This window comes from Novosphingobium rhizovicinum, from assembly GCF_040813635.1.
In the GTDB taxonomy this organism is placed as follows: Bacteria; Pseudomonadota; Alphaproteobacteria; order Sphingomonadales; family Sphingomonadaceae; genus Novosphingobium; species Novosphingobium rhizovicinum.
In genome coordinates this window covers 322,608-347,607 of the sequence record NZ_JBFNXR010000052.1, presented here as the reverse complement: position 1 = coordinate 347,607, position 25,000 = coordinate 322,608, and the positions used below count along the sequence as shown (strand labels likewise).

The following is a 25,000-nucleotide window of genomic DNA, read 5'->3' as shown; positions in this document are numbered from 1 at the left end:
GACACAGAATACGCTAATGCGCGATAACAGCGATAGGCAACGCCTATGGCAGTGGACCCTCAAGGTCACGCGATTCCGGCTATTGGTTTTTCCTATGGGACCTAGAGGGCATTCCATTCTTCTCCTGACCGCTGAGCGGGCGCACAGTTCGTGCCGATCGCAAGGGACGGAGTTCCCGGCAAAAAGCGACGGCCGTTAGGGAGGGAAAGTCTGTGGTGAAGGTGAGCCTGAAATCGTACCTGTTTTTATCCGGCGCAGTGGGATGTATTGCCTCTGCCTCTGCTTTCGCGCAGACAACCGCGCCGCGCATGGATGGTGCGAGCACTTCGGCAGACATCATCGTAACTGCACGGCGGCAAGAAGAGCGCCTGCAGGACGTCCCCATCTCCATCACTGTCTTCAACCAGGAGGAGCTGGACAACCGCAACGTCACCAGCGGCCTTGACCTGGCGAAGTATACGCCTTCCCTATCGGCCAACTCGCGGTTCGGCAGTGAGAATACGACCTTCTCGATCCGCGGATTCTATCAGGAACTGCGCACGACTGCATCGGTGGCGGTCTACTTCGCGGACGTGGTCGCCCCCCGCGGAGGCGGATCGACGAGCGGCGGCGACGGCGCCGGTCCGGGCAATTTCTTCGACCTGCAGAACGTGCAGGTACTCAAAGGCCCGCAGGGCACCTTGTTCGGCCGCAATACGACCGGCGGCGCCATCCTCCTGGTGCCGCACAAGCCGGAAGACACGTTCGGCGGTTACGTCGAAGGGCGCGTCGGCAACTACGACTTGCGACGGGTGCAATCGGTGGTGAACACACCGCTCGGAGAATCCGCCCGGTTGCGCGTGGGCGTCGACTGGCAGGAGCGCGAAGGATACTTGCGCAACATCGCACCGACCGGCCCGGACCGCTTTTCCGACATCGGCTACGTGGCGGCACGTGCCAGCCTGGTTGTCGACCTGACGCCGGACTTGGAAAACTACACCATCGCGTCCTACACCCGGTCACGAACCAACGGCCAGGTGCCGAAGGTGACGAACTGCATCCCCACTCGCAACGGCGCACCTTCACCCACGGGCATCCTCTCCTGCGACCAGCTCGCCCGGGAAGAGGGCCGGGGCAAGTTCGCAGTCGAGAACACGGTGCCCCGCCCCAAGCTGGACCTCGACCAGTGGCAGATCATCAACACCACCACTTTCCTTGCCAGTGACACCCTGACGATCAAGAACATCGCCAGCTATGCGCAGCTCACATCGGTCAGCCGGAACGAGGGCTTCGGCACGCGCTGGGTGGTGCCACCCACGTTCCTGGGACAGCCCACGGGTGATCTTGCCGGACGGGATCTGAGCTTCGTCACGCTCACCTCCGCACCCGGTCTCGCCTCGAACGATCAGTCCACCTTTACAGAGGAGCTGCAGTTCCAGGGGGACGCCGGAAAGCTGTCATGGCAGGCAGGCGCATACTTCGAGAACAGCAAGCCGCTAGGGACTTACGGCAACCAGAACCCGTCGAACCTCTCCTGCGCCGATCCCGACACGCTTCGCTGCGTTGACGCGCTCGGGCGGCTCACGGGCCGCGAAGGGCTCGTCGGCAGCGTCTCTCGCCAGCTCACCCGCACGTCATTCCGGAACATCGGCGTCTACGCGCAGGGCACCTATGCGCTCAGTGAGCAGCTCTCCTTCACCGGGGGCCTGCGCTACACCTGGGACAAGACCACCAGCTTCGCGAGCAAGCAGGTCATTCGCTTCCCGGCCGAGAACGATCCGCGTGTCTACTGCCTCAATCCCGCTCTCGGGCCCAACTCTCCCACGCGCAACCCGGACGGCACCTTCAACTTCGGCAACGCCATCCCAGCTGCCGACGCCTCCAGCGCGTGCAACCAGTCGCTCATGCAAAAGTCCGAAGCGCCGACATGGACCGTCGGGCTGGACTTCAAGCCGACCCCGGACATCCTGCTCTACGCCAAGTACAGCCGCGGATACCGTCAGGGCAGCACCAATCCGTTCGGCGCCGACGGTTTCGAGACGTTCGGACCCGAAAAGGTCGACACTTACGAGGTGGGCACGAAGACCAGCTGGCGCGGCGCCGTACCCGGCCGCTTCAATGTGGCGGCTTACTACAACGACTTCAGCGATCAGCAGGTGCAGCTTGGCCTGGTCAACCTGCAGAACACCGTGGCTCCGAACACGGCGATCGTGAACGCCGGCAGCTCCCGCATCTACGGGTTGGAAGTGGAGGCGGGCATCTCGCCCTTCGTCGGCTTCGACCTGAGCGCCAGCTACGGCTATCTCAACACCAAGCTCAAGACGCTGAGCCCGGTGCCGATCCCGCCGGGGAGCCTCTACAACTTCGTGCTGTTCACCTCCGTCGCGGGTGAGCCTCTGCCCTATTCGCCCAAGCATCAGGCGGCGGTGACGGCGTCCTACACGCTTCCCCTACCCTCCTCTGTGGGCACTGTCACCGCATCGGGCACTTACTCTTACCGGTCGAGCCTGATCACGACCTATACTTCGGCAGAAGGCACCCTGCGCCCGCTCAGCCTGCTTGACCTCAGTCTCAACTGGGAACGCGTGGCCGGCTCGCCCGTCGACCTTGGCCTGTTCGCGACCAACGTGACCAACGAGCACTACTATACCCACGTCAACGAGCAGTCCTCCTCCGGCTTCATCTCGCGCTACCTGGGCGAGCCGCGGATGTATGGCCTGCGCGTACGCTACAGCTTCGACTGATTGCGGGTGGCGAGCGCCGCCCATGCGGTGGCGCTCGCTCCTCCAGAAGCAAACCTGATGTCGGCCCGGCACCTCGCGTGGCCAGAAGGAGGCTCAACTGACACCTGCGACCCCAGCGCCCCGCGCGCGTGACGAGTGGAGCGCCCACTGGCCGCTCGTCCTGACGACGGCTGTCGGCTTTTCGTTCCACTCCATCGCGACATACGCGTCGGGCCTGTTCATGGAGCCCCTGCAAGCAGAGTTCGGGTGGAGCCGCAGCCAGATCTCTGCGGGCCTTGCGATTGCGGCCATGTCGACGGTGCCTTTGTCGCCCCTGGTGGGCGCCGCGATAGACAAGTGGGGAAGTCGCAGGATCGCCCTGCCCGGCCTGCTGCTGACGGCATGCACACTGGCCTCGTTCGGCACGACCAGCAGTTCGGTGGCTCACTGGATCGGATTGTGGTGCGTCTATGCGCTGATTGGCCTTACGGTGAAATCGACCGTCTGGACTTACGCGATCTCCAGCACGTTCAGCGCCGGGCGCGGCCTTGCGCTGGCGGTGATGCTGTCAGGAACCGCCATCGCCCAGTCGCTCGTCCCGCCCGTCTCCCGTTGGTTGATTGCGAACTTCGGCTGGCGAGAGGCCTGGTTCTGGCTCGGCTTCGGCTGGTGCGTACCTGCCTTCATTCTCGCCTGGTTCTTCCTGAAGGATCAGCCCCGCGTTCGCGAGCGCCCCACCTCCGAGGCCGCGCCGCTGGGCGATTCGGACGAGAGGATGACGATCCGCCAGGCCCTCACCAACCCTGCCCTGCTGCAATTGGCACTGGCGACGTTCATCATGATGACGCTCGGGCTCGGCGTGATCGTTCATCAGGTGCCGATCCTTACGGAGCTAGGCCTGACGCGGGAGCGCGCAGCATGGCTGGCCAGCATCTCGGGCATTGCCGGTATCGCGGGCAAGCTCATCACCGGTGCCTTGATGGACCGGTTCGACGGAGCCAAGATCGGCGCCGCGACCATCGCGACATCTGCCCTCGGCTTCGGCATCCTGCTCGTCTCCAGCAACCTGATCGCGATCATCTCGGGCGTTGCGATCATCGGCTACGCTGTCGGCACCAAGCTCCAGATCACTGCCTATCTGACCAGCAAGCTCACCGGCATGGCCAGCTTCGGGAAGATCTTCGGACTGATGAACAGCGTAATCGCGCTGTGTGCCGGTTTGGGACCTTTGCTGTCCGGCATGATCTTCGACGCGTTCGGATCCTACCAATACCTCCTGATTGCGGGCGTACCGGGAAGTTTGCTGAGCGGCATTCTGATCCTGCGGTGCAGGAGCAGCCGAACAGAGGCGCAGCCGGCAGCTATCCAGGTCAGGTAAGGCGCCTTTCAATCGGCAGCCGCGACACTATCTCAAGTGCCCCGGACGCAAGAAATAGAGGCATGGATGGACCTTGTAGACCTCGAAGCGCGCATCTCCGCTCTGGAGCTTGTGGTTGCGACCCACGTACTTCAGGCTGGCGTTGGTATCTCGGACTTCGACCCAAAGGCGTTCGCCGAATCCCGGCGGGACGCTTGGACACTCATCGGCCAGTCCATGTGCGCTGGATGTTCGACGGAAGCGGAAGAGGAGCGTTTCACTCGCGCTTACGCTGGCGCGCTTGAACGTTTTGGAAACCTCATGGTCTCCCTGGCCGATCCTATTCAGGAAGCGATCGACGAGGTGGATGCGACGATGAAGCCGCAGGCTCGGCAGCAGGCCTGACCGGACCGGCCGGGGATCAGTTCACCGACTGCACCTGCCCGCCATCAATGCGATAGTTCACACCGGTCCCGAAAGCGGAGTGCGGGCTGGCGAGGAAAGCCACGATCGCTCCTCGAGTGAGCAAGAGCTTTCACACCACTCAGCGCGACGCTTCTATGACGGCTCTATCGGCCATGTGGGTGGCAGCGTCGCCCCCCAAATCAGCGCACGAACTGTGCGCAGTAGCCTTGTCACTCTGACGCACTGGGGTCATGGTCATGCGCCATGATGGAAACTACGCTACCCACTCACGCTGACGACCTGACCCTGGGCGTTCTCAACAAGGTCATCTGCGCCGAAACGCCTGATGCCCGGCTAAGCGACTTCTCCGTCGTTGCTTCGCATGTCTGGGGCGACGGCAATGCTTCCTCCGCAGGGCGCATCATCATTCGGCCGGTCTATGTTCATGCCGACGCCTCGCTGCCGGACCATCTGGTTCTGAAAGTCGCTCGTGCTGCGCCAGAGGAGCCGAACAAGCCGCTGGCGATCGCCGGAGCGGGCGGCGCGCTCTACGAGAACGAGGTGGCTGTCTATCGCCGGCTTCGGCCTGCTACTTTCCTGGAAGCGCCCATGACGCTGGGCGGCGCATACGATCCGTCGTCGAACGCATTACTGCTCGTCATGGAAGACCTGCGGGACCGCGATGCGACCTTCGCCAGCGTCACTGTGCCCACCAGCCTTGAGCGTATGCGCAGTATCCTCGATCAATTGGCCGTCCTGCACGCGCGCTATTGGCAAAGCGCGGAGCTGACTGCCGGTCTCTCGTGGATGGAGAAGCACACGAGCGGACGCCTTCACCAGCAGTTCAACAATCCGGCAGTGGTTCCGCGCTTCATCGCCGATCAGGTCGAGCGTGAGCAGTTCAAGAAAGAGATGGTTGAGCGCCTGGGCACGAGCCCCGACGGACTTTTTCGCCGCTTCCAGTCGGTGCAGCGCCACCAGACGGGTCTGCCGCAGACGGTCTGTCACGGCGACACGCACATCGGCAACACCTACATCCTGCCCGGAGAGAAAGCGGGTCTGCTGGATTGGCAGCTTGCGTCCCAGGGTTTCTGCATTCACGACGTCAGCTATGTGATAGCGACGGGCCTCTCCGTCGAGCAGCGCCGGACCAGTGAGCGTGAATTGCTCGCCTACTATCGCGAACAGCTGATCGCCAACGGATGCAAGGAACCTCCGGCGTCAGAAGAACTATGGCGCGAGTACCGGATGGCTATTGTCTGGGGCCTCTATATCGGCTGGCTAACGACGCCTGTGGTCAATTACGGGTGGGAGGTGAGCGTGCTGGCTCATTTGCGGCTGACAACAGCTTATGAAGACTTGGAAACGAGCAGACTTGTCGATGAGTTGGATGCATAGCTCCAACCGTCCGCTATCCTAACGTGGCCCAGCTTGGCTTGTACGAAGCATCGTAAACAGAAGGCAGCTCCGAAGGGCAGCTTCTGGCCGGGGAACAGCGGCGTTGGCGGCTAAGATCGTTGCGAGAGGGCGCAGTGCCCGTTGGTATAAGGGACCACCGCCCCCACCTTCTTTACTCACCATGTTCAGAATACCCATGAGTTCGCCGCACAGCTCCCCATAGACTTGGCCGCGGTCGCGCCCCGGTGAAATGATGATCTTGCCTGCGATAGATCGAATGTCGTGGGCGACCTCCTCCCGGAGGGCCGGGCCGTACGCTTGGGCGATCTCGATCACTTCGCTTAGTGGGCTCTTTGCTTTCTGAAGCTGCCAGGCGCGCATTTCCAAGATACTTGCTAGATCAGCTGGAGACCCGCAATAACCGGGTGCTTGGAGGCTTGCGACCTGATGGCGGATGATGCCGTTTCTGCCTGAGGCTGGCGGGCGCGCCTTGGGTCGGTTTGCGGGGGACTTCCGGGCGATTTTGCCCGGTTTTCCCGGGTGGCAGGCATAGTCATCCCATGATTTCGCGGCGCTCATGGAAGATCAGCCTGTTGAAGTTGTAGGCGAGGTTGCGAAGGGTCAGTTTCGCTTCGGCGCGGGCCAGGCTGCGGATGAACAGCCCGAACCTGTTCTTCTGATGGGCGAAGACGTGTTCGACATGAGCGCGGATCGAGGATTTAGCAGCGTTGGCTCGGGCGGTTGCCTTCGACACTGGCTTGCCCATGGGTTTGCGCCGATGAATTCGGGACGTGAGCATCCGATCCGACAACCACTTCTCGTTGCGCCTTGAGCGATAGGCACTGTCGGCCCAGACGTGGGAACCGGTGTTATCCGTCCTGACGACCTGCCGGAGCAGACGCCCATCGGCTGCTGACGCCGAGGTCACCGCCATCTCCCGGATGAAGCCGAAGCGCCGGTCGATGCTGATGTGAGATTTGTAGCCGAAGACTGGCAGTGCAATCATGGGCAGTGGCGTTCCATCCTTGCGATCCATTGAGCTGGCTGCAGCGCAAAGAACGTCGTGCGGCAGTTCAGCGCTAACCACAATTAGGTTTCAACTCGTCCGACACAGTCCTTGCGAGGGACGTCGGGCAAGAAACCCGATTTCTGGAGCCGTTCAACGGAGGCGCGAGCAACGGGCACTCGCTTCCCTCCGGCGATCCGCACCACCCAAGCACGACCGGATCGTCCGAAGGCCTCGACGCCAGAGAGCGCGACCCACCAGCTGCGATGGACTCGTTCCCCGCGCACGTTCCCCATCTCGGCGATTGCGTCCTGGAGGCGCATCAGGAGAAGTTCGCTGCTGTTCGCGCCGTACACGCGCACGTAATGATCCTCGCTCTGGAGCGCGACGATCGGGGACACGAATGCTGGGCTGAGGCGGGCACGCAGCGGTGGATCGGAAGCCTGCGATGTTCCTTCTTCGGTGTCTCTATCATCTCGCAGTTCGGGCGGTGCACTCTCCTGGAATTTGGAGACGTCCACCTCAGCAACGCTCAATCGCGCCCTGACGCGGCGGTCAGCCCATCCGGCCCACTCCGTGACCGCAAATACGGCCAGGCCACAGAGCAGCGCAAACGATACGAGAAGGAGATAGCCCTCCTCCGCCCGAAGCGTGTCCTCACCGATAATGCTCCAAAGGGCTGCGACCGGTGCGGTGGCTACCACGGCGCCCCAGAAGCGCAGAGGGCGCGCTGGCAGAGACGTGGCGTTCGCCACCATATCAAGGATCAACATCAGGGGCCGCACCAACAGGTAAGCGCCCATCAGCAGCAAGAACCAGACGCTAACCCGGTAGACGAACGGGTCATTGTGGTATGTGCCAAAGGGTCCGAGGAAGCCAACGGCCACCGCGAGGACAAACATCGCCCAAAGCTCGAGCAAGCCGCGTCTAAATCGGTTCACCCGAACACCACTGCCAATTCACGAAGCGCGAGCGGGAGAATGGCGGATTCCGTGGCTGTGCGCAAGGGTCTGGGTCCCAGTGGCGAATTCGCGGTTGCACGCGATTGGCAACGCGGCAGGTGACGCACCGGAAGTATCTAGAAGGCACTCGAACACCGAGGCACAGACTCTCTCACCGCGACGTACTCGCCGCGACTTGGGCTCGCCCGGCAAGTGCCTGGTGTCGGTCCGAGCGAAGCGGGCTGAGGCGGCTGACCTGCCGTGAGATCTGGATGCTGAAACTGGGGATCGATGGACATGAAGCGCATTGGAAAGATTATCTCTCTGGCCCTGATCGCCACCGCCCTGACGGGGCCGAGTGCCGTCGCACAGTCTGCTGATCCGGATGCACAAGCAGCCGCGACGCTCGCTCAGATGACGCAGGAAGAGAAGCTTTCGATGCTACAGGGCTTCGTCCCCCAGACATGGCCCGCCGGAACATTTCCTGCCGACCTCCCGAAAGGGGCCGGCTATGTTCCGGGCGTGCCGCGCCTCGGCATTCCGGCGCTGGCGGAATCCGATGCGAGCTTGGGCGTCGCCAACATGGGCGGGCTGATGCGCACCAATGACGAGGCGACGGCGATGCCGGCAGGCCTTACCATGGCCTCCACCTGGAACCCTGCGTTAATCGAGCAGGTCGGGCGCGCGATGGGCGCCGAGGCCCGGGCGAAGGGCTTCAACGTTCTTCTGGCCGGAGGCATCAACCTGGTGCGCGACCCACGCGGCGGACGCGCGTTCGAGTATTTCAGCGAAGACCCCCTGCTGACGGGCATTCTCGGCGGTTATTCGGTCCGGGGCGTTCAGTCGAATGGGATCGTCTCGACGGTCAAGCACTACGCGCTGAATGCGAATGAAACCGGGCGCTCGTTCGCGGACGTGCGGATGGACGAGCCTGCCATGCGTGAGAGCGACCTGCTTGCCTTCCAGATCGCCATCGAGATCGGCGAGCCAGGCTCCGTCATGTGTGCTTACAACAAGGTGAACACGACTTATGCATGCGAGAACGGGTTCCTGCTGAACGACGTGCTGCGGGGCGATTGGGGTTACAAAGGCTGGGTCATGTCCGATTGGGGCGCGGTCCATTCCGTATCCATCGACAAGGGTCTGGACCAGGAATCGGGCACCCAACCCCGGCATACTCCGTGGTTCGGTCAACGCCTGAAGGATGCGCTTGCGGCTGGCACCGTGACATGGGCCGATGTGGATCGCTCTGTGTCCCGGATCTTGCGGACCATGTATGCGCTGGGGGTGGCGGATGACTCACCCGTGGCGGGTAAGCCGATTTACTTCGCCCCGCATCTCGACCTCGCGCAGCGTGTGGCGGAGCAAGGAACTGTTCTGCTCAAGAACGAGAACGGTATCCTGCCGATAGCTGCCGGCGCCAAGCGTATCCTGGTGGTGGGCGGCCATGCTGACGTCGGCGTGCCCGCAGGAGCCGGCTCGTCTCAGGTTTGGCCGGTGGGCGGTTCTCCCTTGCGGCTTCGCTACGATGAGAAGGAGTATCACTTCCGCCTCTATATGCCGTCTCCGCCAGTGGCCGCGCTGAAGGAGCAATTCCCTCAAGCGGCCATATCTTTTGACGATGGAAGCGATCCGGCCCGTGCCGCTCAGGCAGCGCGCGGTGCCGACGTGGTGGTCGTTTTCGCTGAACAGTTCCGGCGCGAGGGGCGCGATGTGCCTGATCTGAGTCTGCCGGACAACCAGGACGCCCTGATCGAATCCGTGGCCGCCGCAAACGGGCGCACAGTCGTCGTGCTCGAAACTGGTGGTCCGGTGGCGATGCCGTGGATCGACAAAGTGCCGGCCGTGCTGCAGGCGTGGTATCCCGGCAACCGCGGCGGTGAGGCGACTGCCCGCATTCTTTCCGGCGCGGTCAATCCCTCGGGACATCTTCCGGTGACCTTCCCGGTCGCAGCGGCGCAGTTGCCGAATCCTGTTCTGCCGGGTCAGAACCTGATCGATGCCGCAGGGGGCAAGGACGTCCGGACTTTGCCCAAGGAGCAGCAAGTTCTCCCCATCACGTTCCCGGAAGGATCGGACGTGGGCTATCGATGGTATGCTCAGAAGGGGCTCAAGCCCTTGTTCCCCTTCGGTCACGGACTGAGCTACACCACCTTCGACACGTCGCGCCCCAAGCTTTCGGGAATGACAGCCACGTTCAACGTGCGCAACACGGGCAAGCGCGCGGGCGCCGACGTCTCTCAGCTCTACCTGGTTTCACAAGCGGGTCAGCCGCAACAGCGCCTGATCGGTTTTCAACGCGTGGAGCTGAAAGCCGGTGAGACGAAGCAGGTGACTGTCAACATCGATCCGCGCCTGCTCGCCGACTGGAAGAACGGCGGCTGGCACATGCCAGCAGGCAAATACAGCTTCGCAGTTGGAAAAAGCGCGGATCGCCTTGGTCCAGTTACAGAGATCAGTCTGCCTGGCCGTACCTGGCGTGACAATGGTGCTTCGGAGCGTTGACCATCGGAAAGTGAGCTTGCTGCTTCAAGGCATAAGAATAGCGGAAAGGGGGAAGGCGTTGTGAAGCGCGACGTGATCTCCTCGTCGGTCCAGTCATTTGGCAAAGCAGCGATAATGGCTCTTGCTCCGCTTGCCATGTCGGCCACTGTTGTACCGGCGGTGGGGCAGCCCCCGTCTGCGCCGGCTCTGGCTGACGACTCCGCTGAGCGGCAAGCAGCGGCTCTCGTCGCGCAAATGACTGCGGACGAAAAGGCGGCCCAGATGGTGAACAGCGCGCCGGCCATCCCGCGCCTGGGGGTCCCGGCATACCAATGGTGGACGGAAGCTTTGCATGGCGCGATGAGCGATCGTGAGACCACCAATTTCCCAGAGCCGATCGGCCTTGCGGCCACCTTAAACGATGCTCTGATCAAGGATGTCGCGTCCGCGATTTCAACAGAGGTGCGCGCGATCCATGCAAATGCTCGCGCCGAGGGCCGAGGTGGGCAGATCGGCAAGGGTAACGGACTTGCCGCATGGTCGCCGAACATAAACATCTTCCGCGATCCGCGATGGGGCCGCGGGCAGGAGACCTATGGCGAAGATCCCTTTCTGACTGCCAAATTGGGCGTTGCATACATCGAAGGCATGCAAGGGCCCGACCCCATGCGGCCGCACGTCATTGCTACGCCGAAGCACTTTGCTGTCCACAGCGGACCGGAATCGACGCGCAACTTCGCCAACGTGACCGTCTCGGCTCATGACCTGGAGGATACTTACCTGCCGGCATTCCGCGCCGCGATCATCGAAGGTGGCGCCGGCTCGATCATGTGCGCGTACAACGCCGTCAACGGTCAACCCGCCTGCGCCAACGAGTTCCTTCTGCAGACGAAGCTTCGCAAGGCGTGGGGATTTGAAGGCTATGTCGTGTCCGACTGCGGTGCGGTTCGCGATCTCTTCGACCCCCGCAAGTTCGTCCCGGACGCTGCTTCGGCCGGAGCCGTGGCAATCAAGTCCGGGGTGGACTTGGAGTGCATCTCAGGCCCGAACCGCTACGCCGAGGTGCTGGCAAAGGGGCTGCTGAAGGAAACGGACCTTGACCGGGCGCTCACCCGCCTGTTCGCAGCGCGCATCCGTACGGGGGACCTACAACCCGGCGGGCGAGCCGCGGCCCCCTCGAAGCCCGACCGCATCATCATGCCCGGACATCGCGAACTTGGATTGCGGAGTGCGGAACAGAGCATGGTGCTGTTGAAGAACGATGGTGTCCTGCCGCTGGCCTCAACCGCGCGCAAGATCGTTGTGACCGGACCCCTTGCTGACTCCTTGCGGGTGCTGCGCGGCAACTACTCCTCAGCAGAGATCGTCTCGCCGGTCTCGGTCCTTGAGGGAATCCGGAAGCAGTTCCCTCAAGCGCAAGTTATCCATTCACCGGTCGGCCCATCCTATACTGATGGAGAGCCGGTCCCGCCCTCCGCCTTCGTTACGCCCGCAGGACAGGAAGGCATCCAGGCCGAATTCTACGCGGTGAAGCCCGCAGGTGCGAACGCGCGAGACCCGGGTCACCACGGGCCGGCTCAATATGACGACACACCTTATCTGACGAAGACTGTCGAAAAGATCGGCAAGGAGCACGATCCCGCGACCCGAGGTTACAGGGTCGTGTTCAGTGGCTTCATCGTTCCACCCGAAACCGGTACGTACCGCATCGGGATGCGAGGCGCGAATGCCACTTTGACGCTGGATGGGAAGCCGGTCTCCAGTGTCGGCGCCGAACCCGTCCCACTGGGAGACCTGAAAACGGTGCGTCTGGAGAAAGGCCGCCGTCATGCCTTCCGCATCGAGGCTTTGAAAACCAACTACTACCACTCGCAGCTGGTCTGGGCGCGAGTGGCTGACAACCCGGCTGCCGAGCTGAATGCCGCTGCTCGCGACGCAGACCTCATCATCGCGGCAGTGGGGCTGACCTCCGACCTGGAGGGTGAGGAACAGTCGCTGGAAATTCCGGGCTTCAGCGGTGGCGACCGTACGACCATCGATTTGCCTGCCGATCAGCAGCAGATCCTGAAAGAAGCCAAGGCGACCGGTAAGCCGCTTGTTGTCGTGAACATGAGCGGCAGCGCCATGAACCTCGGCTGGGCCGACGACAATGCAAACGCAGTGCTTCAAGCATGGTATCCCGGTGAAGAAGGCGGGACAGCGATCGCCCGCGTGCTCGCCGGTGCGGTCAATCCTGCCGGTCGCCTCCCGGTGACCTTCTATCGGAGCGTGGGCGATCTCCCGGCTTTCGACAACTACGATATGACAGGGCGCACGTACCGGTACTTCTCCGGCAGACCTTTGTACCCCTTTGGCCACGGTCTGAGCTATACGACGTTCAACTACGGTCCACTTCAGCTCGGATCAGTAGGTCGAAACGGCGACGTGACAGTGACCACCCGGCTCACCAACAGCGGTAAGCGTCCGGGTGACGAGGTCGCGCAGCTCTACCTTCGTTTTCCAACCGCGCCGGGAAATCCTCACGTTGCTCTGCGTGGCTTCAAGCGTGTCAACCTTGCGCCCGGCGAGAGTCGCAACGTCGTCTTCCAGCTCTCGGCACGGGACTTGAGCACCGTCTCACTCGAAGGAGATCGGCGCGCCTTGGCCGGCGTCTATCAAGTGCATGTCGGTGGCGGGCAACCGGAAATGACCGCTGGCGTCGTGAGCGGTCGCCTGCGCCTGAAGCGCCAGATCGACGTCACAGAGTGAGAATCGGCAATGGCGGCGCTACCCGCTCTGCGAGAAGCGCCGTTCGAAGAACTTCCTAATCGCGCGTGTCGACGGCCCTGCGACCAATTCTTGGAGCTGAGACCGAAAGGGCAGGAGACGGTCGACGCTGCTCGTTCAGGACCGGTAGCTCGGAACGTGCGAATGTCTGTTGCTGCCAAGACCAGACCTCGCCGTCGTATCCGCGAATGACGGCTTCTGCCCCACTTCTTGCTGTTTCCGCGTCATCCATGCCGTCGCCTAGAGCCCCCGACCGGCTAAAATTTTGAGCGTCCGTGTGTGGACCTCGGGTAATCGCGGTCTGAGTCGAGCTGATGATAATGTGCCGCGATCCGGGTGACCGTCCCGGTGACGCGAGCATGATCGAAGAGCTCCAATGATGTACGTGGGACTAGACGTTTCTCAGAAGTCGACCGCTATCTGCGTGGTGAATGAGCGAGGGCAGCGCCAGTGGCGTGGTACCTGTCCCACTGACCCCGAATGTTCTGGCCTCTCAGCTCAAACTTCACGCCGGCGCGGTCGCGAGGATTGGCATCGAGACTGGGGCCATGACACCGTGGCTCGTACATGGCCTGCGCCAAGCCGGCCTAACAGTGGATTGCCTAGACGCACGGCGAGTGAAGGCCGCTCTGCAGATGCGGCTCAACAAGACGGATCAGAACGACGCCGAAGGCTTGGCTCAGGTGATGCGCTCGGGGTGGTACCGCCCTGTGCATGTAAAGTCGCTGGACGCTCACCGGGCGAGATCTTTGCTGGGTGCCAGAGCGCAGCTGGTCGGCATGCGGACGCGCCTCACCAACATGATCCGTGGCATCCTCAAGACCTACGGCATGCTGCCAGGATCAGGGCGCGGCCTACGCTTCGACCGACGCGTCGAAGAGCTCATCCAGGGCAATCAGGAAGTCGGCATGGTCGTTCGCCCCCTGCTTGCGGCATTGCGGCATGTGGGCGAGCAGATCACCACGTTCGACAAAGCGGTGCTGCGTCAGGTTCGCGCCGATCCAACCTGCCGCTTGTTGATGAGCGTTCCTGGCATCGGCGCCTTGTCGTCGCTCGTTTACGTGAGCACTGTCGAGGATCCAAAACGGTTCTCGCGATCCCGTGCTGTGGGAGCGCACTTGGATTTAACCCCCCGCCGATACCAGTCCGGTGACATCGATCGTAGCGGCCGGATTTCGCGATGCGGCGACAGTCTGGCGCGTACGCTGATGTACGAGGCCGCCAGCGTGATCCTGCATCGGGTCAAGCGAGCGTCACAGCTGAGTGAATGGGCTCAGGCCATCGCTCAACGAGCCGGACCGGGGAAAGCGCGCGTCGCATTGGCTCGCAAACTTTCCGTCATCCTGCACAGCATCTGGCGATCAGGAGAGGAATTCCGCTGGTCTGCTGCCACACTGCCGGCCTGACAAGTCGAGTTAGTCCGGCACTCGCCGGACGCTACTGTCGCCCTCGGGCGAGGGTGTAGGTGACTGCGCGGTACGGGGCCTTGGGTGCGCCACGGGCGCAAACCCGTTGTGGACCTTGCAGCACCTACGCTTTCCGGAGCGGACCAGATGTTGCGGCGGCCGATGCCGACCGCGTAGAGAACCGTGACCCGGGCGAAGTAGATGCAGCAGGGCTTGACGAAGGCGGCGCGATTAGAGAACGCCCCACCGGGTACAAGGGGGTTGTCGAAAGATTTGGCTGCGCAGGATCAGGTGCTTCCGTGTGTCCTGCGCGCCGCAACCTTCGTCACCGAGCTCGCGCCGATGATCAGAAGCCTACGCAAGCTACGCTCGCCCATCTTCGTTGTCCGCCCAAGGCGCTCCTTGCCGCCGCTGGAGTGCTGTCGGGGTACGAGGCCGAGCCAGGCGGCGAAGTCGCGCCCGCGACGGAGGGTGCTGGCAGCGGGCGCCCGCGCCACCAGGGCGGTCGCTATTACCGGGCCGACGCCTGGAATCGTCATCAGCCGCTTTGCCACGGGATCAGCCTTCGCACGGCTCGCAATCTCGTGGTCGAGCAGGGCGATCTACTCGAAGTCTGGCGCAGCATGCGCTTGCGCGTGGCCGAGCTCAGCCGTCAGCTGATTGCCGATGCCCGCAAGAGTGAAGCGTGCCACCTGCTAATGTCGATCCCAGGCGTGGGCGCCGTCACGGCAACGTCCTTCGCCACTGCCATTGAAGATCCTGGCAACTTCAAAAAGTCGCGTTCCGTGGGGGCATGGCTTGGCCTCACGACCAGACGCTATCAGTCAGGCGAAGTCGATTATAACGGCCACATTTCAAGGCGGGGCGACCGGCATGTACGAAGCTTGCTCTACGAGGCGGCCACGGTGATCCTCACCCGCAGCTCAGCCGAGAGCACGCTGCGCACATGGGGCGTCAAACTCAGAGAACGGGTGGGCTTCAAGCGGGCTGCTGTTGCCGTTGCCCGCAGGCTTGCAGTGACCATGCATGCGATGCTGCGATCCGGCGAGATGTTTAACCGGACAGCAGGAGCTACAGGTTGATCTGAATAGCGGATCGCGTCCGAGCCCGGACGCGCTGGTACGTCCCTGCCGGGACGTGGGCCGAGCCATTCCGTTTGATGGGGTGCACCGCTGTTTCAGCAGAGTGCGGCGTCCACACTGGAAGGCTCCTCCCGCGAAGCTCCATCATGCGGCGGCTCATGCCGACCGCGAAGACGACCCTGCACCCGGCATACGACCCAGCGCAAAAAGAGCTTGCACTATGACCCGCGATTAGACGACCCCAACGAAGCTGGGCGCCTCGCGTAGTGTGCTGAATGGCCGGGCATGGGTCGTCGCGAATGCTCCATCGCAGTTGTGAACCCGCGCCGACAAGGCGGTCAGAGCCACCACAGGTTGTCATCAGACAATGTGGGCCTGCTACGCGTCCGTCTTCTACTCACACTGAGACACGCTCAGGAGATCGAGCAATGTTTCCATTAGCGAAATGGCGTCCGCATGGCCGCAGTCTAAGCCAAGGATTTTGTCAGTACTGATAACGCGTGAGATGCCGTCCATCATCATCCCGACTGCAACGGGGGGGTACGTGCTTGTGCTCAGCCCGGCCCTGACCAAAGCATCCCCGGCAGCGGCTGCGTAGATCTGGCGTGTGCGCTCGGCCGAGCGGGCAATCTCCTGGCGCAGCGGTTCATGGTGGGTGGCGAGGGCAACGAATTCCTTGTGCAACTTGGGAACGGTCGGTTCCCTGCTGAGCTGCCACAAGGCTCGCAGCGGTTCGTTGGACGCGGCTGCCTTCCGCAACTCATCGAAATGCTTTTCCTCTACGCGGCGCAGCAAGGCCAGGAACAGCTCGTCCATGGTCTTGAAGTAATAGTGCACAAGCTTCGACTTCAGGCCGGCCACTGTAGCGACCTTTCGCGAACTCACGGCAGCATAGCCTTCGTCGCGCAGGATCGCTTCGGCAGCGTCAAGAATGGCTTCACGGCTCAAGGTTGTTCGCTCCTCCCCCTGCTGTCCTTCCATGATCGGGTAAGTGGTGCAAGCATCGCGGCGCAATCGATCTTGCCGCGGCCCGCCAATCGGTGTTAGGCACTCGCCTAAGATCGATGGGCGCGCCGTGATCGCGTGACGCCATCAACAGCTGAGGAAACTGGTGGCCGTGGACAGAAGCGATGCTGCACATCCAGAAACGCCGATCCGCGTTCCCCCGCTCCCTCGCGACCAGTGGACCGATGCCGCGCGCGAGGTGTTCGCGTTTTGGGGTGAGCCCGGTGCATGGGAGAACGGCTCGCGGACCAGCAGCCAGATGGTGCTCGCAAACCATCCGCCGCTTGCCATGGCATTCAACCATTTCGGCAAGCACGTCCTGATTGATAATACCGCGCCAGCCTGGGCGCGCGAACTCGTCACGCTTCGTGTCGCCTGGCACATGAAGTCACAGTATGAGTGGCACTACCACGTCGGCTATGCCCTGAACCTAGGCATGACCTTGGAACAAGTCGCCGCCATCGTGGTCGGGCCCGACGCGGGCTCCTGGAGCGAGCTGGATGCCGCCGTGCTGCGCTGTGTGGACGAATTGTGGACACATTCCCGCGTTCAGGATGCAACATGGGCGGTGCTCGCCCATCATTTCGATACGCAGCAGCTGATGGATTTGATCTTCGCGCTGGGACAGTACGTTATGCTCGGCTGGGCGTTGGCCGCATTCGGCGTTCAGCTGGAAGAGGGTGTGGACCCGATCGGCTTCGACCTGAAGACTAGGGCAGGCCTCGCTCCCGGCAGGCGCCTCAAACCTGGCGAGGGCGAGGGTTGGGCGGAGAAGCCGCTCTGAACCTGACTACGCCAAGACCTGATAAAGACCCGCGCATCAGTGCAGGCAGCAAGAGAGGGATGACGGATGAGCAGATTGGCCGGACGGGTTGCAATCGTGACCGGAGGAAGCCAGGGCATCGGCCTTGCCATGGCGCGCGCCTTTGCGCGTGAAGGTGCCTCGGTGGTCATCTCAAGCAGGCGGGCCGATGCGATCGAGGAGGCCGCGCGCCAGTTGAGTGCCGATGGCGGCCAGGTCATCGGCATCCAGGCAGACGTGGCGAGCCGCGACGATGCGCAGCGCACGATCCAGACCGCCGTCGAGCAGTTCGGCCGCGTCGACATCCTCGTCAATAATGCCCAGGCTACGCGGCAGGCCAAGATCGAGGACATCACCGATGAGTCTATCCAGCTCACCTTCGGTTCGGGCCTGTTCGGAACCCTCTACCACATGCAGGCTGCCTTCCCTTACCTGAGGGCGCGGGGCGGATCGGTGATCAACTTCGGCACGCGACAGGGCATCTACGGCGAGCCGGGGGACGGCATCTACGGTGCCAACAAGGAGGGCATCCGCGGCCTTTCCCGGTCAGCCGCTCGCGAGTGGGGGCAGTTCGGCATCCGGGTGAACGTCATCAATCCCGCGGCGCTCAGCCCCTCGGCTGAGAAGGCGCTGAACGCCAACCCCGAACGCGCGCAGAAGTACTACGATGAGATCTCGCTGCGTCGCTTCGGCCGTCCGGATGAGGACATAGCCCCGATCGCCGTGTTCCTCGCGAGCGACGATGGCCACTACGTCACCGGGCAGACGATCAACGCCGATGGTGGGCAGATCATGCTCTAGTTTTCGACCTATTCGAGCGATGCGGACAAGCTGCGCCACCGCGACATCTACGTGATGCACCAAGAAGAGTACCAAGCCCCGGAGGAGAGGCCCGACATGAGCGACATGAGTGATCTGGAGCGGCTGGTCGAACTGCAGGCGATCCACGATCTGAAAGGTCGGCGCGATCATGCCGTCGACCGCAAGGACTGGGACACATACGCCCAGCTTCACAGCGACGACTATGTCGCCATGTCGATTGGCGACGAACCCATCGTCGGCGGACGGGCCGCCGCCGATGCGCTTGCCGTGCACATGGCTAACGTCACCACTGTTCACCATTGCCACACACCGGTCATCGAATTCCAGGACTGCAACAACGCCACCGGTGTGTGGGCGATGGAGGACAATCTGTTCTGGTATCGCGATGGAGAAAGGCAGTGGCTTCGCGGCTTCGGGTTCTACCATGAACGTTATGTACGAGGCCCTGATGGGCAATGGCGCTTCAGCTATCGAAAGCTCGAGCGCACGCATGCCGAAACGTCCGTCGGTGCCGCGGCCTTGGCAGTTGACGGATCTGGTGAGAACCTCCGCGTCGGCATGGTTGACGGCAAGTAATAAAGACCTCCGATCGGTTTACTTGTGACCGTCAAGCGGGAGCAGATACGTCAAGCGTGACGAAGACGTAGCATGCCTCAACAGCAGGACCGCCGTTCCAAAAGGTAGGCGGCGAAAATATGATCAGATGGGGAGAGAGACATGACTGGCGACTGGACGAGGCAGGATGAGATCACGAGCGACCGCGTGCGCAAGGCGCTGGACTGGGGGGACCGGATGACGGCCATCGTCAACGGAACCACGGACGATGACTGGGATGTGCTGGTCCCGATGATAGACACCGATCGCTTCGTCCGTCGGGGCAATGAACGTGATCAGGAACTACGATGGCCCGCCTACCGTGAATTGCTGGTGCAATGGAAGGCCGTTGGGGGCATCTACGACAAGACTCTTTTCCGAGCGTCGCAAGCTGGCGACGTAGTCTATCTCGATTTGGACGAACGCAGCGAACGTCCGGATGGAACCGTGAACACGCTCCGCTCCATTTCGATCTACGCCTTCGACGATCAGGATCGCATTGTCTCCGTGGATGTCTGCATGGGCTTCCACCAGGCTGGGTAGGGCTCTGGCACTATGCAACAACGACAGGCTCGAGAACATCGTCCGCTTCCTCAATCCCTTAATCAGCCGGCCCAACACCATGGTTGAACCCGTCGAGCGGCGGGCTGAACGAGGGTGTGGAGTTCGGAAGCAGGCTATGCGGCCAAATGGCCGGTTGTAGGTCTGGCGTCGCGGCGGCTATTGCGACCAGAATGCGTCGTTCACTTCATCTCCGATGAACGTCGGTGCTTACAGCAGCTGTCGATTACGCCGGTTAGAGAGTGCTAGCGTTCACAGGAGGTCCGCCTGATGCATTGGTCGTTGGTGCATGCTCGCGGCCGTTGTTCAGGCGGCTACTCCCACCGACCGTTTCGGATGAGGCCCAGAGTTGTTTCGTGCGATCCGACACGCCGTCTACCGCAGAGGTGAACGCCGAACCGCTGACAGTCGACCGACATGTGTCTCAAAGGCGCGGGAGCTCGGGAGTCCTGGGCGCTTCCCATGCTCGCTCGACCATAGCCATCAGATCTTTCGCAACAGCATTATCAGAGCACGCCGGCCAACCCATGTGCATTGAGCATATGACCTCTTCTATTCTCCAAGCTCGAAGAAACTGATCTGCGCACCCGGCACTTCGATGCTCCCAGAGGCGAAGACTACAGTGTTCCGGCCAGCGTGCTTCGCCGCATAGAGGGCGCGATCCGCTTTTCCGTATAGCTTTCGGAACGGTCCATCGGCTACGCCTTCAGCCACACCGATGCTGACGGTGACAGCAGGAAGCGACGCTCTAGTGCTGTGATCGCAGGTGTTTAGCTCCTCGCGTGTGACCTCGGCGAACAGGCCAAGCGCATGCCGCGACAGTCCAGTAACTCCCAGGACAAATTCTTCGCCTCCCAGCCGACCGGCTAAGCAAGGATAGCGCTGCTCAAGTGATCGCAGCTTCTCGCCGAAGGAAACGAGCAAGGCATCCCCGGCCTCGTGGCCGAACCGATCGTTCACCCGCTTGAAGTGGTCTACGTCAATCAAAAGCAGCCCGAATGGGATTGTCTTTTGATCTCCGAACGCCTGTTCACAACGGGTGACAAAGCCCCTCCGATTGAGCAGTCCGGTGAGTGGGTCGCGATCAGCCAGTTCGGCAAGCGCGTTGCCGGCTGCCACGGCCGTATCCCGTTCGACGCGCAAGGCACTCAGGCGCGCAGTCGCCAACGAGGATAAGCATAAGGTTTGGAAGGCTGACGCGAACAAGACCGCGATCTGGGCGCCCCCGCCCCACAGAAATGTATCAAGGTCGACCAGCTGGGTCGTACCCAGCACGATCATCGGGAAGGCCCAACTGATAGCCATATCCCGACCTTCTGCATGACCGCGCCACCACGCCGTGCCGATGGAGATCGCCACTGCGGTGAGTGTCAGCAGAGTCGCGATCGCAAGAAGGGTACCGTAAACTTGGAGGGCCGCGCCGGGGAGGCTGGCGCCGATGCCTAACGCAGCCACAAGCAGGCCAAGACCAACAACCGATCGCCTCGCTGTTTCTGGCAGTGCTGATCGAAGTGCGGCAGCACTCGAGAACGCTGCGAACATCACTGCAAGGCAGGCAAGGATCGTCGCCAGCCGCGCCGATATCGTGCCAGCCATCGCGGGAAAGAGAACCAATCCTGATTGCGACCAGACAATGCCCCATACCAGTACTGATGCAGCCCAGCAGCCATGCCATAGAAAAAATTGGCGACGCAGAAACACGGCAAGGCCAACATTGTACGCAGCCGCTATGGCCAGCAGGGCGAGTGCGGCGCCAATCGCCAGTGCTGACAGCTCAAATTGCCGGGCTGCAGCCTCTCCAGGCAGGAAGCGCACGCGCAGCAGATCGTAGTTTTCCAGGCCCTCTATTCGCAGCCAGGCTCCTGTCACAGGAATGCCGACACGCGACGAGAAGCCAAGTTGGCCGCCAATATGCCAGCGATCGCGAAACGCCCCTTCATGGATCGTTTGAACGTCGGCAGATCCATCGGAGTAAGCGAATATGGCACTCATGCTCTCGAAGCGCGTATTGTGCACCACGAGCCAGCCACCTCGATTTGCGGCCTCTGCTGCAACGGGCAGCCGCAACCATAAACTCTTGTCCCGATAATCTGTTGGCGTTCCCGTGCAGCGTATTCCGGATGGCGGGGGCGCGATTTCAGCTCGCGCTGAAACGCCGAAGCAAGTCCCTGCCGGCGGGTTAGCCGAAGCTGGAGATCCAATCAGGCCTGCGAGCAAAAGCAACAAGCTGGCGAACCACCGCCGGCTTTTGATCGGTAGGTCTACCATGTCGCTCCGACTAAAATGCTAAAAGGAATGAGTTCAGTGGGTGCTACTATCAAGCATCCCGCACAGCTGTAAGCGGTAATACCGTGAGGCAACGAGTCTACTCCGATGCCGCCAATTGTTCGGCTCGCGCCCGGATATCGCATGCAAACTTGCTCTGTCTCTTCCGAGTCCGACGTCCGTTTGCTTCCCGCAGGTTCACCGGACCGGGAGTGCCCCGAGGGGTGGTGTAGGAACACCGATCCTCGGCAGAGCCATCTTGGCATTGGTCATCGTCCTCTTCTCCAGGTTCAAGTTCGCATCCGAACCCTACCGAAGAGCGGCGATGGCCACCTTATCCAAGGCTGCTTCCTACGCGACGTCCCAGGGCACTACCCGCCAATGGCCGTTTTGTCGGCGACACCGGACATCGTGGTCACATGATGCGAGAAGCGCGTTTAGGCAATCGGGCCGGGCTGGCGCCAGGTCGGCCCATCCGACGCAAAGTTCTCGAACCTCAACATCTTCAGTTCGTTTCTGGACCGGACAATCGAGATCCGGGCCGGCTACAATTCCAAGCTTTCCGACTTCGTCGGCATTTTCTCCGGCGGCAATCCCATTTTGGCCGCCGGCCTGGCTGCCTCTATCCCGATTTCCAACGGCATGAGCGGCGGCACTGCCGTCGCGCCGACCTTCAATGTGCAGTTGAACGGCAAGGACGGCATCTATTCCAAAAGCGCCATTCAGCGCAGTCTCATCCCCCAAGGCATGTCCGAAGATGTGGCGGGCGCAGGCTGGGGCTGAAGTTCAACCAAGACGGCGCAAAGGCGGTGTTCATCCAGGAATTCGGCGTCCGCCGCGCAGCCTCTCCGGACAGCCGCCAGATCTGGCTTCGCGCCGGCGGCAACTACAACAAGACGATGTATGACCGTGTTGACGGGCGCGGACAGGAGCGAAACTGGTCAGCCTATGCCCTGGCAGATTATCAGGTGTACCAGCAGCGCCCTTCCCTTCCTTGAGGCGCCACGCCCGACGCAGCGACCAAGCGCCGGCAAGGCTGCCAGCGAGGATTGCAGCGATGGCCGGCATAAATCCGGCGTCACTCAAATTCCGGCCTTCAGCACAACGCCAACGCTGCGGGGCGCCCCAATCACGGCGAAGTTGGTGACTTCATTGACGTACTGGTCGTATTTCTCGTCGAACAGATTGTTCGCAAAGAGCGAGAGGCTCCAGCGATCGGTTTCATAGCCGATCCGCGCATTGACCAACGTGCGCGCCCCAACGCGGCTGTCCGCCTGCGGGATGGCCACGTCAGTCAGCACCGCACTGCGATAACTGGCGTTGATATTGGCATTGAAGCCGCCACCAAAACGCACATTGGCCCCGCCGGAGAGCGTCCATTTCGGCGCGTATGGGAATTCCAGACCCGAAAGGTCGGTGATTGAGCCGACCTCGGTCACGAATTCATCGAACTTCGTTCGGGTATGTCCAACGCTCGCGTACCAGTCGAAGCCAGGCAAAACACGATGCGCCACTTCAACCTCGAACCCGTAGAGGTGCGACTTGCCGGCATTGACCGTATGCGTGTCATAGGTGCCATTGCCGAAATTGGCGGTGGTCTGCTGGTCAGTCCAATCGATGTAGAAGGCATTGCCGTTGAGTGTCAGCCGACCATCCAGCCAGGCCGAGCGCAAGGAGAGTTCATAATTCCGGGTGAATTCCGGGTTATAGGCAAAGAGCTGTGATCGCGCGGTGTTGAAGCTGCTGCCGCCCGAGCGATAGCCGCGCTGCACCACGAAAGCGGTCGAAAGGTCGGGCGTCCACGCCATCTCGATCCCGCCCTTGGGAAGGAACGCGTCGAACTTGCGCGTGCCCACCGGGGCAGAACCGTTGGCATCGTCCACCAGCCCCAGAACAAAGCCGTTCAGAGCCGTGATCGCGCCATCGAGCGGTGACGGGTAGAGTGTTGAATCCGGTAACGTGCCGACAAATGTCGCAATCGCCTCGCCGCCGATCCTGTTACGCTCATGATCGTAGCGGAAGCCGCCAATGAGGGACAGTTTGTCCGTCAGCCGATACCGGGCATCGGCAAACACGGCCATCGTTTCGACCTGTGTCGGGAAATCCGACGTATAGTCGACCGGGATGTTGGGCAGCGCGGCGGTATAGATCGCCGCAACCTGCTGCGCCGTCGCTGCACCAAGGCTGGGCGTGAGCGCACTGATTATCGTGCTGGCGGGTGTCGGTACCAGTGTGACCTGATGCGACTTTCGATATTGATCGCGATTATAGTAGAACAGGCCGACAAGTCCGCTCAGCCGGTCGCTTTCATAGTTGAGCCGCAGTTCCTGCGTAAAAGTCTCCGCTCCACCGGCGATGTCACTATAGGCGATGCTGGCGGCCGAGTAATCCCCGTCATATTTGCGGATAAAATCCGTCTCCGTCCAAGTTCCCAAGGTACTGAGAGACAGACCACCGCCCAGATCATAGCGCAAATCCAGCGTCACCTGATCGTTATCGACGACACTGCTGTTAGGGTAATCGGACGGGTTTGTCCGGGTGTCGAAATAATCGCCATTCGATCGGTCGACGTACACGAACAGATAGCCGCCCTGCGTCTCGAAATGATGGTAGTTCAGGCGTGCCTCGAAAGCAGGGAGAGCCGAGGGCGTCCAGAGCAGCTTGCCACGTACCGAAACCGAATCGACCGGGTTTTCGAGTGCGGCGCGCGTGGGATTGTATATATATCCGTCGGCATCACGCTTTTCAGCAGAAAGTCGGAAGGCCAGTTCGTTCGGCACCAGCGGTCCGCCGCCGGCAATGGCGAACTGAGTGGTATCAAACGACGACACGAGAGCGCGACCCCTGACGCCCCAGTCGAAGGTCGGATCCTGGGTACGGATATGCACCGCGCCAGCCAGCGCGTTGAGGCCCTGGATGGTCGACTGCGGTCCGCGGAAGATCTCAACCTGGGCGACGTCCCACATGTCGGTGGGGCCGTTGGAGAGGATGTCCTGCTGAACGGGTGCGCCGTCGACGAACACGGTAGCAGTCGCCGCATCGCCGCCGCCGGAGACGCCGCGCTGATCGATGCCACGAATGGAAAAGCCGGAAGCACCATACGTCTCTGAGACGTTTGCAGTGCGCTGGTAGATCTCCTGAATTGTCAGGATATTCTCATCAGCAATGCGCTCAGCGGTCACGACGCTCACGGACGCCGTCGTTTCCTGCAGGCTGCGCGAGGCCTTTTCGCCCGTGACGATGATGTCCATCGGCTGATCGGCAGGCGCGACGTCCTGCGCGATCGCCGCAGCAGGCCATACAAGAACGGCAAGCAGCGATGTGGATAGCAGCCAATTGGTGTTCATGATTCCCCCTGATGTTCCCACACAGGGCCTCTATTTTTTACGCTAATGCGAGTCAAA

General features: G+C 61.8%; 19 protein-coding genes and 2 pseudogenes. 14 read left to right on the top strand and 7 right to left on the bottom strand.

Annotated elements, in window-relative coordinates:
• Positions 1–215: 215 nt before the first annotated feature.
• Positions 216–2,723: a TonB-dependent receptor gene (locus ABUH87_RS15775; protein WP_367775059.1), complete on the top strand. Its 2,508-nt coding sequence runs from the start codon at positions 216–218 to the stop codon at positions 2,721–2,723.
• Between the two features lie 93 nt (positions 2,724–2,816).
• Here ABUH87_RS15775 and ABUH87_RS15770 read toward each other — a convergent pair whose 3' ends face one another.
• Entirely contained in the window at positions 2,817–2,945 is a 129-nt protein-coding gene (locus ABUH87_RS15770) for a hypothetical protein (RefSeq protein ID WP_367775058.1), read from the bottom strand.
• Here ABUH87_RS15770 and ABUH87_RS15765 point away from each other — a divergent pair.
• From ABUH87_RS15765 to ABUH87_RS15755, 3 genes are all read left to right on the top strand, one after another.
• Entirely contained in the window at positions 2,944–4,080 is a 1,137-nt protein-coding gene (locus ABUH87_RS15765) for an MFS transporter (RefSeq protein ID WP_367775057.1), read from the top strand. The two genes, ABUH87_RS15770 and ABUH87_RS15765, sit on opposite strands and share 2 nt — an antisense overlap.
• A 66-nt stretch (positions 4,081–4,146) precedes the next feature.
• A complete protein-coding gene (locus tag ABUH87_RS15760; RefSeq protein ID WP_367775056.1) occupies positions 4,147–4,464 on the top strand; it encodes a hypothetical protein in 318 nt (105 codons plus the stop codon).
• Positions 4,465–4,728: 264 nt separating this feature from the next.
• Positions 4,729–5,862, top strand: coding sequence for a phosphotransferase (locus ABUH87_RS15755; RefSeq protein ID WP_367775055.1), 1,134 nt, complete (start codon positions 4,729–4,731; stop codon positions 5,860–5,862).
• 553 nt (positions 5,863–6,415) lie between these two features.
• Here the strand turns inward: ABUH87_RS15755 and ABUH87_RS15750 are convergent.
• Together ABUH87_RS15750 and ABUH87_RS15745 are read right to left on the bottom strand one after the other, a co-directional pair.
• The gene (locus tag ABUH87_RS15750; RefSeq protein WP_367775054.1) at positions 6,416–6,868 is read right to left on the bottom strand and encodes a transposase; all 453 of its coding nucleotides are present in this window, start codon (positions 6,866–6,868) and stop codon (positions 6,416–6,418) included.
• An 83-nt stretch (positions 6,869–6,951) separates the two neighbouring features.
• On the bottom strand, positions 6,952–7,809 hold the full coding sequence (locus tag ABUH87_RS15745; RefSeq protein ID WP_367775053.1) for a LytTR family DNA-binding domain-containing protein: 858 nt from the start codon (positions 7,807–7,809) through the stop codon (positions 6,952–6,954).
• A 297-nt stretch (positions 7,810–8,106) separates the two neighbouring features.
• Between ABUH87_RS15745 and ABUH87_RS15740 the strand changes: the two genes are divergently transcribed.
• The 3 genes from ABUH87_RS15740 (at position 8,107) to ABUH87_RS15730 (ending at position 14,465) form a co-directional block, all read left to right on the top strand.
• On the top strand, positions 8,107–10,314 hold the full coding sequence (locus tag ABUH87_RS15740) for a beta-glucosidase family protein (protein ID WP_367775051.1): 2,208 nt from the start codon (positions 8,107–8,109) through the stop codon (positions 10,312–10,314).
• A 114-nt stretch (positions 10,315–10,428) separates the two neighbouring features.
• Positions 10,429–13,041, top strand: coding sequence for a glycoside hydrolase family 3 C-terminal domain-containing protein (locus ABUH87_RS15735; protein WP_367775050.1), 2,613 nt, complete (start codon positions 10,429–10,431; stop codon positions 13,039–13,041).
• A 566-nt stretch (positions 13,042–13,607) separates the two neighbouring features.
• The gene (locus tag ABUH87_RS15730; protein WP_367775049.1) at positions 13,608–14,465 is read left to right on the top strand and encodes an IS110 family RNA-guided transposase; all 858 of its coding nucleotides are present in this window, start codon (positions 13,608–13,610) and stop codon (positions 14,463–14,465) included.
• 308 nt (positions 14,466–14,773) lie between these two features.
• Here ABUH87_RS15730 and ABUH87_RS15725 read toward each other — a convergent pair.
• Positions 14,774–15,067 (bottom strand): annotated as a pseudogene (locus tag ABUH87_RS15725) (transposase); the annotation flags it as partial.
• Between the two features lie 69 nt (positions 15,068–15,136).
• On the opposite strand from ABUH87_RS15725, the pseudogene ABUH87_RS15720 reads away from it, so the two are divergent.
• Positions 15,137–15,547: pseudogene (locus ABUH87_RS15720) on the top strand (transposase); the annotation flags it as partial.
• A gap of 393 nt (positions 15,548–15,940) precedes the next feature.
• On the opposite strand, the gene ABUH87_RS15715 reads toward ABUH87_RS15720, so the two are convergent.
• Complete coding sequence (locus tag ABUH87_RS15715) at positions 15,941–16,495, bottom strand: TetR/AcrR family transcriptional regulator (protein WP_367775047.1); 555 nt, start codon at positions 16,493–16,495, stop codon at positions 15,941–15,943.
• Between the two features lie 169 nt (positions 16,496–16,664).
• On the opposite strand from ABUH87_RS15715, the gene ABUH87_RS15710 reads away from it, so the two are divergent.
• From ABUH87_RS15710 to ABUH87_RS15695, 4 genes are all read left to right on the top strand, one after another.
• Positions 16,665–17,336, top strand: coding sequence for a carboxymuconolactone decarboxylase family protein (locus tag ABUH87_RS15710; protein ID WP_367775046.1), 672 nt, complete (start codon positions 16,665–16,667; stop codon positions 17,334–17,336).
• A 66-nt stretch (positions 17,337–17,402) separates the two neighbouring features.
• Positions 17,403–18,155: an SDR family NAD(P)-dependent oxidoreductase gene (locus tag ABUH87_RS15705; RefSeq protein WP_367775045.1), complete on the top strand. Its 753-nt coding sequence runs from the start codon at positions 17,403–17,405 to the stop codon at positions 18,153–18,155.
• Between the two features lie 96 nt (positions 18,156–18,251).
• Positions 18,252–18,752 (top strand): nuclear transport factor 2 family protein, encoded by a 501-nt coding sequence (locus tag ABUH87_RS15700; protein ID WP_367775044.1) that lies wholly within the window; start codon positions 18,252–18,254, stop codon positions 18,750–18,752.
• 141 nt (positions 18,753–18,893) lie between these two features.
• Positions 18,894–19,313: a hypothetical protein gene (locus ABUH87_RS15695; protein WP_367775043.1), complete on the top strand. Its 420-nt coding sequence runs from the start codon at positions 18,894–18,896 to the stop codon at positions 19,311–19,313.
• Between the two features lie 570 nt (positions 19,314–19,883).
• Here the strand turns inward: ABUH87_RS15695 and ABUH87_RS15690 are convergent.
• Positions 19,884–21,398, bottom strand: a complete 1,515-nt coding sequence (locus ABUH87_RS15690) for a GGDEF domain-containing protein (protein WP_367775042.1) — start codon at positions 21,396–21,398, stop codon at positions 19,884–19,886.
• Between the two features lie 798 nt (positions 21,399–22,196).
• On the opposite strand from ABUH87_RS15690, the gene ABUH87_RS15685 reads away from it, so the two are divergent.
• Positions 22,197–22,379: a hypothetical protein gene (locus ABUH87_RS15685; RefSeq protein WP_367775041.1), complete on the top strand. Its 183-nt coding sequence runs from the start codon at positions 22,197–22,199 to the stop codon at positions 22,377–22,379.
• A gap of 26 nt (positions 22,380–22,405) precedes the next feature.
• Positions 22,406–22,594 (top strand): hypothetical protein, encoded by a 189-nt coding sequence (locus tag ABUH87_RS15680; protein WP_367775039.1) that lies wholly within the window; start codon positions 22,406–22,408, stop codon positions 22,592–22,594.
• Positions 22,595–22,678: 84 nt separating this feature from the next.
• Here ABUH87_RS15680 and ABUH87_RS15675 read toward each other — a convergent pair whose 3' ends face one another.
• Positions 22,679–24,943 carry a TonB-dependent receptor gene (locus ABUH87_RS15675; RefSeq protein WP_367775038.1) on the bottom strand — a complete coding sequence of 755 codons (2,265 nt, stop codon included), beginning with the start codon at positions 24,941–24,943 and terminating at the stop codon, positions 22,679–22,681.
• Between the last annotated feature and the right edge of the window lie 57 nt (positions 24,944–25,000).

Coding starts and splice junctions, on each gene's coding strand:
- ABUH87_RS15765 (WP_367775057.1), top strand. CDS start 2,944: ATGGAGCCCCTGCAAGCAGAGTTCGGGTGGAGCCGCAGCCAGATCTCT.
- ABUH87_RS15750 (WP_367775054.1), bottom strand. CDS start 6,868: ATGATTGCACTGCCAGTCTTCGGCTACAAATCTCACATCAGCATCGAC.
- ABUH87_RS15675 (WP_367775038.1), bottom strand. CDS start 24,943: ATGAACACCAATTGGCTGCTATCCACATCGCTGCTTGCCGTTCTTGTA.
- ABUH87_RS15740 (WP_367775051.1), top strand. CDS start 8,107: ATGAAGCGCATTGGAAAGATTATCTCTCTGGCCCTGATCGCCACCGCC.
- ABUH87_RS15730 (WP_367775049.1), top strand. CDS start 13,608: ATGACACCGTGGCTCGTACATGGCCTGCGCCAAGCCGGCCTAACAGTG.
- ABUH87_RS15705 (WP_367775045.1), top strand. CDS start 17,403: ATGAGCAGATTGGCCGGACGGGTTGCAATCGTGACCGGAGGAAGCCAG.
- ABUH87_RS15770 (WP_367775058.1), bottom strand. CDS start 2,945: ATGAACAGGCCCGACGCGTATGTCGCGATGGAGTGGAACGAAAAGCCG.
- ABUH87_RS15760 (WP_367775056.1), top strand. CDS start 4,147: ATGGACCTTGTAGACCTCGAAGCGCGCATCTCCGCTCTGGAGCTTGTG.
- ABUH87_RS15700 (WP_367775044.1), top strand. CDS start 18,252: ATGAGCGACATGAGTGATCTGGAGCGGCTGGTCGAACTGCAGGCGATC.
- ABUH87_RS15755 (WP_367775055.1), top strand. CDS start 4,729: ATGATGGAAACTACGCTACCCACTCACGCTGACGACCTGACCCTGGGC.
- ABUH87_RS15735 (WP_367775050.1), top strand. CDS start 10,429: ATGGCTCTTGCTCCGCTTGCCATGTCGGCCACTGTTGTACCGGCGGTG.
- ABUH87_RS15695 (WP_367775043.1), top strand. CDS start 18,894: ATGACTGGCGACTGGACGAGGCAGGATGAGATCACGAGCGACCGCGTG.